The 13,739-nt window shown below is 40.5% G+C and carries 12 protein-coding genes; 6 read left to right on the forward strand and 6 right to left on the reverse strand.

The genetic code is table 11. The annotated features are described in order from the left end of the window. Nucleotides 1–11 precede the first annotated feature (11 nt). The 5 genes from DXA54_RS16460 to DXA54_RS16480 all read right to left on the reverse strand — a co-directional run bounded on the left by DXA54_RS16460 (nucleotide 12) and on the right by DXA54_RS16480 (nucleotide 6,834). Nucleotides 12–2,027: a hypothetical protein gene (locus DXA54_RS16460; RefSeq protein ID WP_120080104.1), complete on the reverse strand. Its 2,016-nt coding sequence runs from the start codon at nucleotides 2,025–2,027 to the stop codon at nucleotides 12–14. Nucleotides 2,028–2,055: 28 nt separating this feature from the next. Further along, nucleotides 2,056–3,030: a FimB/Mfa2 family fimbrial subunit gene (locus tag DXA54_RS16465; protein ID WP_120080068.1), complete on the reverse strand. Its 975-nt coding sequence runs from the start codon at nucleotides 3,028–3,030 to the stop codon at nucleotides 2,056–2,058. A 285-nt stretch (nucleotides 3,031–3,315) separates the two neighbouring features. Continuing rightward, nucleotides 3,316–4,896 carry an Mfa1 family fimbria major subunit gene (locus DXA54_RS16470; protein ID WP_120080070.1) on the reverse strand — a complete coding sequence of 527 codons (1,581 nt, stop codon included), beginning with the start codon at nucleotides 4,894–4,896 and terminating at the stop codon, nucleotides 3,316–3,318. Between the two features lie 59 nt (nucleotides 4,897–4,955). Then, nucleotides 4,956–6,260: a DUF3868 domain-containing protein gene (locus DXA54_RS16475; protein WP_120080072.1), complete on the reverse strand. Its 1,305-nt coding sequence runs from the start codon at nucleotides 6,258–6,260 to the stop codon at nucleotides 4,956–4,958. Between the two features lie 4 nt (nucleotides 6,261–6,264). After that, nucleotides 6,265–6,834, reverse strand: coding sequence for a DUF3575 domain-containing protein (locus DXA54_RS16480; RefSeq protein ID WP_120080074.1), 570 nt, complete (start codon nucleotides 6,832–6,834; stop codon nucleotides 6,265–6,267). Nucleotides 6,835–7,102: 268 nt separating this feature from the next. Between DXA54_RS16480 and DXA54_RS16485 the strand changes: the two genes are divergently transcribed. Continuing rightward, a complete protein-coding gene (locus DXA54_RS16485; protein WP_120080076.1) occupies nucleotides 7,103–8,017 on the forward strand; it encodes a helix-turn-helix domain-containing protein in 915 nt (304 codons plus the stop codon). 187 nt (nucleotides 8,018–8,204) lie between these two features. On the opposite strand, the gene DXA54_RS16490 is transcribed toward DXA54_RS16485, so the two are convergent. Further along, nucleotides 8,205–9,425 carry a site-specific integrase gene (locus DXA54_RS16490; protein ID WP_120080106.1) on the reverse strand — a complete coding sequence of 407 codons (1,221 nt, stop codon included), beginning with the start codon at nucleotides 9,423–9,425 and terminating at the stop codon, nucleotides 8,205–8,207. Nucleotides 9,426–9,988: 563 nt separating this feature from the next. On the opposite strand from DXA54_RS16490, the gene DXA54_RS16495 reads away from it, so the two are divergent. The 5 genes from DXA54_RS16495 to DXA54_RS16520 all read left to right on the forward strand — a co-directional run bounded on the left by DXA54_RS16495 (nucleotide 9,989) and on the right by DXA54_RS16520 (nucleotide 13,738). Next, nucleotides 9,989–10,474 (forward strand): hypothetical protein, encoded by a 486-nt coding sequence (locus tag DXA54_RS16495; protein ID WP_120080078.1) that lies wholly within the window; start codon nucleotides 9,989–9,991, stop codon nucleotides 10,472–10,474. Between the two features lie 316 nt (nucleotides 10,475–10,790). Beyond that, nucleotides 10,791–12,044 (forward strand): DNA cytosine methyltransferase, encoded by a 1,254-nt coding sequence (locus DXA54_RS16500; protein WP_004296173.1) that lies wholly within the window; start codon nucleotides 10,791–10,793, stop codon nucleotides 12,042–12,044. Between the two features lie 874 nt (nucleotides 12,045–12,918). After that, the gene (locus tag DXA54_RS16510; RefSeq protein WP_007215943.1) at nucleotides 12,919–13,212 is read left to right on the forward strand and encodes a hypothetical protein; all 294 of its coding nucleotides are present in this window, start codon (nucleotides 12,919–12,921) and stop codon (nucleotides 13,210–13,212) included. A 5-nt stretch (nucleotides 13,213–13,217) separates the two neighbouring features. Further along, nucleotides 13,218–13,400, forward strand: coding sequence for a hypothetical protein (locus DXA54_RS16515; RefSeq protein ID WP_005807227.1), 183 nt, complete (start codon nucleotides 13,218–13,220; stop codon nucleotides 13,398–13,400). A 5-nt stretch (nucleotides 13,401–13,405) separates the two neighbouring features. Further along, nucleotides 13,406–13,738, forward strand: coding sequence for a hypothetical protein (locus DXA54_RS16520; RefSeq protein ID WP_005807225.1), 333 nt, complete (start codon nucleotides 13,406–13,408; stop codon nucleotides 13,736–13,738). Nucleotide 13,739: the final 1 nt, after the last annotated feature.

The raw sequence follows: 13,739 nt of genomic DNA on the forward strand, positions 1-13,739 counted from the left end.
TTATTCTTAGTTTATTCTTTAACGCAACGTACAGAACGTCCGTCTGCGCGCCAATAAGTCGTCCAGTCCTGCCTTATCGTGTTCAAGTTCAATAAAAGTCCATAACATTCATTAGTTGAGGTTGAGCCGGCAACCGCAGACCACTCAACTATATTACCTAAACTATCAACTCTACCAGTTTGTGGTCTACGATACCCTGTACACGGAAAATAGCCAGCATCTGGATGAACCAATCCATATGAATAAAATAGCCCCCCTTGCAATAATCCTGTCCATGGCTGATTACCGGGCACACGCCATCCTACAGGACAAGGATCAAAAATCGTTTTTGTATTTGGTAGCCACAAAGTTCGATTTAACAACGACATAGAATTTGTATACCAATCACCAGGTGAAGTAATAGCAATAAGAAAACGAGCGGGCTGGCGAATAGCTTCAACTAAATTTTCAGACGTATCAACTTCCTTATAACTCAAATTTGTAGTACCCGTCAGGGTATATAACATTTTTTCTTGATCCGTCCAACCTTCTGATGCAGGAAAAGGATCTTTACGCCCCCATTGATAAAATAGACCTTTTACTCCACCGTCAATTGTATATTCATTAGTCATAGCTCCCAGATTTCTATCCATCCAAACCAAATTATTAAAAAACTTCTGTCCTTCTGTTACATTTGGTTCATAATCTGTACACCAAATATGCCAACTCCAATAAATCTCGCCGTTTACTTTCATCGCAACAACCGCATTTCCCTCTTTTGCCGTCCTTACCTGCAAATAAGCCCTCTCGCGCTCCGAAGCATTGACTACCGTTACTCCTTCGTCCGCAATAACTCCTTGTTCATCTTGCCATACGAGTTCTGCCGTTACGTCTCCATCCGGAATTGGAATATTGCCAAACTCTGCTTGTTGAGCCCATATCTTATATACGTTTTCAGTAGGAATATCCACCCTTCCGCCCGGAGCTACCATATAACAATTCGTCATCTTAACTTCTCCCTTCACCTCTTCTGCTTGTGGCGGAAGATACTCCCATGGACACACTGTCAGATTTAGTTCAAACTTAGCTATCTTTTGAGTAAAGCGGCAAAAAAGTTTATATACATGGTTACGTTCTATTTTTTCTAGAATTTCGCCCTGTGGATAATTGTTATATCCACCCAACTCGACCCGAGCATAATCATCATATCCCGTTTCATATCTATAATGGAAATCTAAGGATAATTTATCATATATACACTCCATTTCCGGAACATAAAAAGAATATAATAATTCTCCTTTATCATCAGAATATACTTCTTCTCTGATTTCTTTTCTGTCCATAAAATAGATATTATCGTAACGGTTATCCGGCACTCGGACAGGCGATATAAATCCAATATCTGATATACGATCCACTCCTAACTCTTCAATATAAAGCCTGTTTTCCCAGTAGTTTTCATCCTGTCCAATTTCCCTCCTCATATAAACATCTACCCTCGCAACAGCCCGGTCTACTTGCAGATTGATTGTTTGTGTCGTCCCTTCCAATGCGTCCACTCCTGTCAGTTCTCCATACATCGGCAAACAATAATCATTATAGTAGCCCATTATATTAGGATTCCAATAATCCATTATATCACGTCTCCTATATTGTATTTCAGCCAAATCACCCGGATGATCCACTGCTTCCAATAAAGCACGGGAATCCATATCCGTTGGCTCATTTACAATGGCATAAAACGTTTTACCAGTAGCAGCCTTTACTAGAAATATCGGAGTAACGTATACACCATCATTTATATTCAAATCCGACCAATAATACATCTTATCTAAAGTAGAACCATCAAAAACGTAAAGACGTAACCGGTTGATACGCGTTTCATTTTCGTTCAATACTTCAGGATCATATGTAGCACGTGTACTGATACTCATATTCATTCGCACCTTTCCTGGTTCATCCGACAGAACTGCACGTTGTTCATCATTCACACATGAGAAACAAAGCAGCACAAGCCACATCATCCATTTATATTTTGTATACCTCATATCCATTTGCTGTTATAGTTCGCATTTATTAGAGATCTTCACCTTTCAACCAGATAGTCCAGCCGTTAATCACAATCTTCGTGGAAAGGAAATTCAATAATTCCGGATTATAGAAAAAGACTATCGCATACTCGCTCTGCCGGTCGAGATATTCCTGTGCCGGAATATTGTGCCCTTCCATTTTTGTAAGCAACAGGTAAGGTATCAGGTCAACCTTCATCAGTTCCTTGCCGTCCGACTTGCGTGTAAGCGTCAGATATACTTTTTTATGTTCGAGCAGGCGCATGGTATTCATTTCCGCCACAATGCCCACATCTTCCACTTTTTCCAAATGATAGGGCTGATAACTAATCACGTCGTCATCCAGCAAGTCATTATTCCAGTCATAATATCCGTTGTCCGCATGGATTTCGAACAGGCAATCACTCATATCCAGTTCTTCTCCCGGACCGGACTTTTGCAAGATAAAGCGGAATTTATTGGTATCCTTTATCAGAGAGACCATTTCCGTCTGTTCCTGTCTGCCGGTAAAGTCGACAGTCTTCACCTCGCCATACCAAAGCGGGTTCAGAGCTTTATTGTGCACCAATGACTCTTTCCGTTTCATTCTTACCCTCAAGTCTTCCAATGTTGATTTCCCGGCAACCAGTTCCGGCATTTCAAAGTCATCGCTCACTCCCGCCCAAGCGGCTATCCGGTATTCACCGACCGGAAGCGGCAACGGCATACGGTAGCTACCGCTGCCCAAAGTTTCTCCCTGCTCGCTCTTCTTCATGATAAACGTACCTTCCTTGTCAAATACAAACACGTCGACACGATTCACTTGAGCCGCAAAAGCGTCGGAAAACTCCATGTTATAGTCATACCGGAAACGAACATACAACTGACATTCCGGTAGTGTCTCATCAATGGATGTGCAGGAAAAGAGTACAAGCAATAACAACAGGCAACTTCCATAATTCATCCGTCGGACAGCACCTTTTGTATTCATTATCTTTCTCATAATCTATGGGTCTATTTATTTTTCTAGTTTCATATATAGTGTGGAAAAGCGACTTTTGCCTTTCTCGGAATAATCTGCTTTAGTTGACAAGTCGCGAAACTTGCCTGTATGGTAAGACCTGTTTTTATCAGTTTTTTATATCAAGGTCTTGATTCACGGAAATAAGCCTCCGCCGGCTGAACAAAAACGAAAAGAGGAAAAAAGAAGGCGTCACAAGACAAGCTGCGCCGTATCATAACGCCTTCTTATTATTTTAATTGTTATTTTAGCCCAATATAGTTATCACTACAAATCCACTCCCTGACTCCAGGTAGTCCATGGATTTATCGTAATACTTACAGAGAGATATGCTTCAGCGTCATCATCATTCTCACCTGGTTTTTCAGGGTCAGTAGGATCTGTGGTATCAGGAATCCAAGGAGTACCCGGTTGCTTCACACTGTTGATAGCCAATGTGTACCAGTTGTTACGTACGACACCATATTTGCCAAGTGCCATTGTAGCGGTGATTGCATCGTCATGACGAATCAGGATGTTATAGTAGCATACACCTTTCTGGAAGTATTCTACACCTACGGTTTCACCGGCATTTGCATCAGGCTTGGAGTATTCACCACCGTTCGCAATAACGTCCAGTTCGGCGAGAGTAATAGCGGCAAAATCAGCACCGACAGTTTTGCTTTGTTTAATAGCGGCAGCGGACATACGTGCATAGAACTGGTCACAAAGAGTGATGAGTTGTGTTTGTGCCGCATTTGCTGTGCCGGCTGTTGTTGCATCTTTTGCAATATTATATACAGTCTGCAAATCAGCCAATGTCTGATAAGTGACACCCAAAAGGCGGAACCAGCTTTTACCCACTGTAAATGAATTAGGAGTGTAAACCGCACTTGCTACGGCAGCTGTAGTCTGTGCCTGGGTTTGTGCGTCGGCAGCCATTGTGTTCTCAAGACAGTATTTGCTATCCGTCATAGCTGAAAAATCAGCAGGCAAAGTTCCGTCGTCAGCAACTTTCAGATAGTTGAACTGTGACACATTGAATCCTGCCAGTTCGTAGTTCGAGTCAATTCTATAATCCGCATTGGTAGAACCTCCGGCAGGCATTACGATTTCAGCATACGGGAACATGCTCTTGTTGGTAACATTCAATGCCCAGTTGCCGAATGTACAAGTCACTCCTGCAGGAAGCTTGACGCCGTCCGGATTTGTTCCTAAAGAAACTTTGGCTACGACACGGTCTACATGAATAAGTGAACGGTCAGCTTCGGCAGCGGCAATCGCGGCAGTAGCATCAGCAATAGACGTTCCATCAACCACCTTTACATTAGCTGTCACCAATGCTCCGTTAGCCGGATTTGCATTGTCGCCGGCATTAATCATCATAAAGTTGTCCTTTGTTGCTCCAATCACTTCGTCAAGTGTCTGCTCTACCGCACCGTTGATGACAGACCAGGAAGCGGAAGCCACACAGGCAGCCTTGAATTTGTCACTCGGATTGACTACTGCCAGTACTTTGGCGGTAGTAGAAGGAACCTTGAATGCTGTTCCTGTCCCTGTTGCAGGATTACCGCCTGCATTCAAAATATACTCGGCCGGAGTCAATGTCTTTGTCTCCAAACAAACGTCCGATGCATCAAACAACGCAAGGAGTACTTCGTGTACATTCTGTTCGTCCGCTGTTCCGTGGTTTTCTCCCGGAGCGCGTGTTCCCGTACTTTTAGGCATATCTACAACTACGGACATATAAGCCTCTCTGCCGTCTACCGGCAGCTGGTCTTGTCCGCCGGTTGTCATCTCTTCATCATTACTACATGCTGCCATCGCCAGTCCGACAAACAGCGTTAAAAAAGATTTGTCCAATTTCATTGATTTAAAATTTAATGAATACTAAAATGTTAATTACTAAGTATAAGTTTCAGATTATATTATTCAGCTTTTATACCTTCCAAACGTTTCAGGTACACCCGCATCGCGTCGTAATCTCCCATTTCCCAAGCCACGATAGCGGCGTTATTGTTAGCTATCCTGTCACTCGGAAAACGGTCAGCAATCATCCGGATAATCCTGTTGTATTCGTCCGAACCTTTGCCGTAGCTGACTGCGACCTGATACATTTCGTTATGGTTCATCTTATCGGGACGTGTTCTGATGATTTCCCGTCCCTGCTCTACAGAGAACGGAACCACTGTATAGCTGACTGTATATTCCACTAAGCGCAGCTTCGGATATACCTCTTGCAATAAGGCATTATATATTTTTCCGCCATCGATAGCTTTTATCTTCGCATCGCGCGCATCCGGTTCGGGAGTCTGCCCGATAATATCGAGTACTTTCTGCATATAGGAAGGACGGTATTCGCACAACCATGCAGCTAGTCCCTCCCAGTTTTCCGGTACCGAACGGCATTCTATCATACTGTCGTCCACCTTATAGGCATGTTTCAGGTTTTGTACCAACGCTTTCGCACGTTGTTCGGAAAGGCGGGCATTGGCGTCATAATTGCCTTCCGGCGATGAGTAGCCCACTATCTTAATCCGGGCAATACGATAGTTATCATCTTCACGGATAGAATCAATGGACGAATGGATTTTAGCCAGTTCGGCAGGATTATTCATATAATCGGCAAGCAATGCCGACTGGTTCACTTTAAAATTAAGATATGCACTGCGGGTGAAAGAACGGCGTTTCTCCTCTGCCTGTGCCACCATTATTTCCAGATTCGGGCGTTCCACTACCTCTTTGAATAAAGGAAGCTCCGCAACGGGATCATTACCCAGTGCTTCTCCGCAACCTGCGCATCCCTGTAATTCACGGAATATCTCGACACGTGCTCCGGACATCCACTCCTGTGCCGGAACTGTTTCGTTATATTCTAACAACATATCCCGTTTCCTGTTAAAACGAATCATTTCCTGTCCCTCTCCCGCAGCCGGTTCTTTGCCATACAGACTTTCTTTCCGCTTGTTCATGCGATAACGGTTTCTGCCTGCAATGCAGACTGAAGGCAGGGCGAGCGTATCGTTTTCCGACCGGCTGATTATCAAAGGAGTGATTATCATCTGTCGGCGTGAAGGAAGCTGCAGCGTGCTGCAATCCATATTAAATGAGACTTCCACTTTGTCATCGCTTATTTTCCGGGCAACGGCTTGTCCGATATTTATCTCCTGGGCATGGGCGGAAACTGCGCCTAGCAGTCCCAAGGTCACGTATATACAGATTCTTTTCATCATTAGCCTATTTTATAATGTATATGATACTCACGGCAGCTTTTGTTGGGCCGAAGTAGTTTTTCTTCTCACTTTTCTGAATGGTTCCACATGTGGCACAAGGATATTTGGAATGATCCAACCGCGCATATCCGACTCCAAGTACAGCCTCCATACTCCAGCGGTTGCCGAGCAGCCACTGATAACCGTAGGATATTCCGCCGCCCCACAAATGTCCCTGATAACGGTGACGTTCCATGTTATCACTCAAAAATGACATTCCGCCCACATTGTATTTGGCGTAGTGTCCGTGCAGACCCAGAAAATGACCGTTGAATTTCTCACAAAGCCAGTAGCGAAGTTCCGGCTGTACACCCCAGTGACGCAGACGCGTTTCATCATCAAACTTCCAGGGGTTATAATTTCCGGATAAATCGAGAGACCATTTCTTGCCCAAACCTATTTCCAGCCCCAAGTTCATTGTAGTAGTAGCGTCATAAAGCAAATTAGTCTTTACTGCAACCTTTTGGGCGTAAGAGTTGTCCGTATTACAAAGTAGTATTCCCAAGACTCCGATTAAACATAGATATTTCTTCATGTCGTCTTATTATTTATTATTGCTTTTGTTTCATCTCTATTCCGTAATAGAGATGAAACAAAAGAATACAAACAATAAAAGCCTTATTACCAATGATTTATATCACATAAAGCACCCATATAACGTTTCAGTATCATGATAAAATGAATCATAGCAAACAAAACAGAAAATAATATTCTGATATATAATTCATTAAAAATACAGATACTGAAACAATTGTGAAACAAACAGATAGGTAACAGACCAAACAATCAAAACAGTTATTGCCATGGAAACAAAACTTATGAAAAGCGAATTGCTGTACATCGAAGAACACCTGTCATGCCAAAACTACATGACAACGATTGAAACCGGATTCAAGTATCTTGAGTTCGATAAGAACACAGAATTTGAGGAAGACACTACAAGTAAGAATTATCTTCTATTCTTCCTGAAAGGTGATTTCACCATAACTTGCAACCAGTTCCACAACAGGTCGTTTCATGCCGGAGAGATGATACTCATCCCCCGTTCTTCCCAGCTGAAAGGAATTGCGGAAACCGGTTCAAACCTGCTCTCCATGTTTTTCGATATGCCCGAAGGAAACTGTGACAAGCTCATATTGCAATCTTTATCAGACCTTTGCGACAACATTGAATATGACTTCTCACCGATTAGAATACACTACCCGCTGACACCGTTCCTCGAAGTGCTGACCCACTGTATCAAGAACGGGATGAGTTGTGCACACCTGCACACCCTGATGCAACGGGAATTCTTCTTTCTCCTGCGCGGATTTTATGAAAAGCGGGAGATTGCAACCCTGCTTCATCCTATCATCGGAAAAGAAATGGACTTCAAGGATTTTGTCATGCGCAACCATACCAAAGTAGATAATATAGAACAGCTCATTTCACTATCAAACCTGGGAAGAAGCCGCTTCTTTTCCAAATTCAACGAGGTGTTCGGAATGACTGCCAAACAATGGATGCTGAAACAAAAGAACCAGAGGATACTCGAAAAAATGACCGAACCGGGAGTATGTATAAAAGACGCCGTTGAAGAATTGGGATTTGATTCGCAGAGTAACTTTAACCGTCACTGCAAACTATATTTCGGATGCACCGCCAAACAGTTAATGGAACGCTGCCAGACCGAAAACAGCCTTATTTATGAGGATAACCACGCGACGTGTACAAAATGAATAAAAAAATGTACTTTATGACAATTTATATTATAAAAAAATAAGCTTACTTTGCAGCGTGAAATAGTTCAAAACAACAAAGAGATTTTAATATAATCTCTATTACGGAATAGATTACAATACCGCAAAGATAAATAAAAATATTATATCTTCTAATTTTCAACGGATTATATTACAAATTTTCATTTCACTTGGATAAATTTGTAACCATGCTGTTCACCTGATTAAGCATGGATACATCGAAATCTTTCAAATAGACACGTGTCATTTCTTCCGACGTGTGACCAAGTCCGGCACTAATCACAGAAATTGGAGCTCCATAGTCACGGGCAAGAGTAGCCCAAGTATGTCGTGCGGTGTACGTCGTCAACGGAACTTTTATATCAGCTACAACAGCGATTTTCTTCAAATGGCGGTTGATACGCCCTAACGCCAGACGGTATTGTTGGTATCCCGAAGCATATTCACCGCTGATGATCGGAAAGAGATACTCATTTTCTGTCTTGTATTTATCAATCAAGCCCTGCATCTGCGGAGTCACCGCTATGCGAATCAACTGTTTCGACTTATGACGAGAATAGGTCAGCACACCATTGCAAATATCAGCCTCCTTCAAAAGGACAATATCGACAAAAGCCATTCCCTGCGCATAAAAGCTGAACAGGTACAGATCGCGGGTAAATTCCAGTTCCGGTTCATTCTCCAGATTCAAATCCGCCAAATTCTGCATATCCGTCCGTGACAAAGCACGCTTCACCGTTTTCGCCGGGCGGGTCTGTGCCTTCGCAAACGGATATTCGCCACGAGGATGATAACCGTCCGCTACCGCCTGGTTGTACAGGGAACGCAAGTTGCGCAGATAATAGCTTACCGTATTTCCGGAAGAGCCGTTACTATACAGGAAATCCTCGTATCTCCTGACGAACGCCGAATCGACCTCCGACATCCGGACATCGGGGCGGCTTATAAATTTTGCCAACGACGAGCGGGTGCTCTTGTAGGCCGCAGCCATTCCCACTTTCTTCAGTTCCTGCTTACGCTCAATCTGCGCATTGATATATCGCAATAAATAAAACTGTGGTTTTCCTGTACCAAAAGCACTTTGAGCCAGAATATCCTCCACTGTAAATTCTTCCCTTGTCCGCTCAAGCTGCCTGATCCGTGTATCAATCCGATTCCGCATCTTCCGCAGCTCGCGGTTCATTTTCACGACCTCTGTAGCCGTAAAAGTAGAACCTACGCCATTCATAATCTTCCCTTCCAACTCGTCAAACACCTCTTCTTTCATCCGGTAACCTGTATACAGTAATTTTTTTCTCCGATTGTGGATCACCTGAAATACTAAAGGGTAACTGCCATTATTCAATATCCTGCTCTTATTCAGCATAAGTTTCACTGATGTTATCATATCTTGCTTTTTTTGTTTGAGACGTAAAAGTACGAAGTTCACCTTACTTATCAGAACTATTTTTCCGCCTGTTACGCAAGAAACAAGAAACGGAATAAAAAGTTTTTCCACTTTAAGAATAGTTATATGATAAATATAGTTAAAATACACGTTCTAGTAATCAGTATATTTTTATTACATATTTCCAATATGCATACGCATAAATTAGAGATGTATACTATTTATGATATTTCATTACATAATATAAATATTTCCGCTATTATTCCTTTTGAAAAATTAGAATATTAGGCATAGCTTTGCACTATGGATTTTAGGGAGCCGTCCGTTCCTTTAAAAGGAAGAGATCCTTCCTCGGTGTGCAACGGGTCGTTCCTTTTAAAGGAACGGCCCGTTGGTTTTAAAGGAAAAACCGGCATTTGTAACCATTTGAATTTCAACTTCTTACCGAATTAGAATTCCGTCCCCGTAACCCATGGGATTTTTTCCAACAAACACGACGGAATCTGCCGCACGAAGCGGCAATCAGTATACAACAAATTTCAACAATTCAAAATTCAAATCCCATGGTTACAGTCACGTTTGCCATCAAGCCATATCTGGCGAGGTATATGTATGTCCGGTACGGACAAAGTTTAGAACTTCTATCCCATAACAATCCACCGTCAAGGCTCCCCATTCCAATCCACCTCTCCCACCTCACTCCCATTTATCACTTCTTACATCAATTATCTGTTCCTCATCCGCAAGGCGTCTCCTGGAAAGAGACAGGAAATATCTGTTTTGTTCTTCCCAGCCCAAGGCAAGGGAAGAATCCGGAAGTTTATAATTATTTCGGTCAGGACAGTATCTTTATTATTGAAAAGGAAATTGAGGTGGAAATGAAAGCGGAGCTTTATTCGTTTCTGTTGGAAAATAAGTTCAAAAATGGGGTGATGTATATAAAGTCGATGCATGAGTTTGTGGTAAAGTATGATATGGCGGAGTCGGTGGAAGAGGAAAGTTTGATGAGAGGGTTTCAGAGGTGGAGAAAGAAAATGAAAGAAGAATAAATATTACTTACCATATATAATAAGCCACATCATACCCCCAAACACTAATCACGGAACTGTCCAGCTAGAACCGACTGAACAGTTGACAAAAGCACATGATATAAAGCAATACTACATTAAACAAGTAATGTCTATTTTCATATATACTATAGGGTAATAAGGCGATATAATAACTATTTCAAGAATCTAATACAATAAAAAGTTATAATAGTGTCATTTTATAAATTCTTTTAACAGGAACTACTCATCTTTAGAAATAAAATTATTAACTTTGCATAGATATATATTATTTATCTTATTATAAAATTGTAAATATATGGGCAACTCTATACATCCAGTAGTGATAGACTTATTTTCAGGATGTGGTGGTCTTTCTTTAGGACTGCATAAGGCAGGATGGAGAGGACTCTTTGCTGTTGAAAAATGTACTGACGCATTTGAAACTTTGAAATATAACCTCATAGATAATAAAACCGATCCACATTTTCAATGGCCTAAATGGTTGCCCATAAAAAACTGGGAAATTGACACTTTATTGGAGAACTATTCATTTCAACTTTCAAATCTTCGAAATAAGATAGATTTGGTTGCTGGGGGGCCACCATGTCAAGGATTTTCAATGGCAGGAAGACGTAAAGAAGACGATGTTAGGAATCATTTAGTACACTCTTATATAAAGTTCATAGAGTTGGTTCATCCCAAAATGTTATTTTTTGAAAATGTCAAAGGATTTACCCAAGAGTTTAAGAAGAATAAAGAGAAAGGAATTGCTTATTCTCACTTAGTAGTAGAGGAATTGGAAAAGTTGGGGTATCGAACAGCTTCACAATTAGTAAATTTTGGCGATTATGGTGTACCACAAAAGCGAACTCGTTTTATTTTAGTAGGTTTATCTGAAAGTTTCTTTGGAGCTAGTGCTAAATGTAAAGCAGAACTATTTTTCACTCAATTACAAAATGCCCGTTTTGATTTCCTTAAAGCAAAAGGGTTAAGAACAGGAACTACACTTAGTGAAGCTATATCTGATTTATTAATGAGTAAAGGTATAGTAATAGACAACGAATATACACACTTTCGTTTTGGAAAATACAATTCTATACCACTTACTGCATACCAAAAGTTCATGCGAAGTAATGTGAATATAAAAGGACCTCACCCTGACAGTCATCGCTTCGCTAACCACAACAATAACATCATACAACGATTTCAATTATTGTTAGACTTGACGAAAAAACGTCGTTGTTCTAATATTGACAATGAAATTAAACGGCATTTTCATATTAATAAACACACCATCATACCACTTGATGGAAATCAAAAGGCTCCAACAATAACTACTTTGCCAGATGATTATATCCACTATTGCGAACCACGTATTTTGACAGTACGTGAATATGCACGTATTCAATCATTTCCTGACGACTTTATTTTTAAAGGGAAATATACAACAGGAGGAAAGTTACGAACAAAAGAGACTCCACGCTATACTCAGATCGGCAATGCTATTCCACCACTATTCGGTGAACAAGCTGGTTGCATTTTAGATAAAATCATAAATAACAGATTATGAATTTACATTTTATAACAAATGTCCAATTAAAAAATATCATCGGTAAAGATTTAATCAACAATGATAATATCGCTATATTAGAATTAGTTAAAAACGCTTTCGATGCAAACGCCAAAAGGACAGATATTTCTTTTGTAAATCTGGTAAATTTAATATATAACTATTTAACCATTTGTAGATGAGTAGTTTATAAATTTTGTTTCTGAAACAAGAAACAAATCAGGAACAAAAATGGTTTTTTAGGTAAATCCTCGTTTTTTTGTTTGCATTACTTTTCATTCCTTTCACTTGCTTGCAATCAAAGCACCAATCCAAGCTATTACTATGCTTTCTCATCCTGATTCAATATATGTTTTTTCATATATCCAAGAATTCGCAGCGAAAAGAGAAAAGTATTGTTTTCAATGATCGGTATCAATATGTGCAAAGTTAAAAATAATCATCCAAGCAATCAAATATTTGTCTATTTTTAGTTTACTTTAGTTTAGCATATATATAGGCTAATGGACTAAACTAAACTGTTTTTGCTCACTCTGCCACTCCCTTTTTAGACAGCAGAAAGTGGACTCCCTTTGACTCCGTCCTTTCTCTTTTCGCTGCAATATATTCCTTTATAAGTTACGAGTAAATATTTGTCCCTATAAGCATTCGACTTCGGGCTATTTGATGAATTGTGCCGCAAAGGTATTTGTCATGTCTTTCTTGTATGCAAGGTATCCTTGAGGTTCACAACAAAATCTCCACCTTAGCGGTAGTATTTGGTCGTGAAACCTTGCATAAAGAGCCATGACACCTTATGAAGCGACATAATTAATCAAGCCTGAAGTAGTAAATGCTACATGAGGGAAAAAAAGAAAACTTAAAATAGAATTATATGGCAAATTATGCGACAAACATTTTCTACGCAAGTACGGAAAACCAAAATGACCTCAATAAGATAGAGGCTTTCTTGGATGACAATTTCAGTTGTTATGCAAACAAGTATGGCAATTCTGTTGATGCAGAATTTCCTTCCCGGTGGGAATATCCAGAAAAAGAAATGGACCAATTGGTTGACTCACTGGAAGCAAAAGATAAAGTCTATATTAAAATTCTAACTTATGAATTTGAAAATGAATATGTGAGTTTTAGAATCTTCTCTCAAGGCAAGTGGGAAATAAAAATATAATAGTGATGAGCAACAGAACATTTGATAACGAAAGCGATATTATAGGTTTATCCTGTACTTTATCCACGGCTTATAAAGGCTACACGGAAGGTGTAATTGTGGACGACTATGGCACTACCATAGTTGTCCGCCTTGAAAGCGGCAAAGAGATTTCAGTATTCCGAGATGAGATTATTATTCATGATTAAGCAATATGGCACAGATAGCAACAAAATTCGTTCAATGGGATGTTCCGGAGCTGGCAACATTACAAGGCAGCCGAGTGTATAAGTTGCGGGAACATCTGAATAATGGCGGCAAACTCAATAGAGAAGACAAGAATTGGATTACTCGCAACGTGAGCGAAAGCACCTATTTCAAACGGGGGATTGCCTTGAGCGGTTATCATTTTGATTTTTCCGATGTTCTCAAGCGGTATTTCGTCAAACAATACGGGCATATCCAAGAATATTATGCCATAGACAAAACCGCATTACGCTCAATACTGTATGGCAGGATTGAGGATATAGTTGAAGTAGTACGTTAGA

The sequence above is a fragment of the Bacteroides sp. OF03-11BH genome (genome assembly GCF_003604005.1).
Taxonomy (GTDB): domain Bacteria; phylum Bacteroidota; class Bacteroidia; order Bacteroidales; family Bacteroidaceae; genus Bacteroides; species Bacteroides ovatus.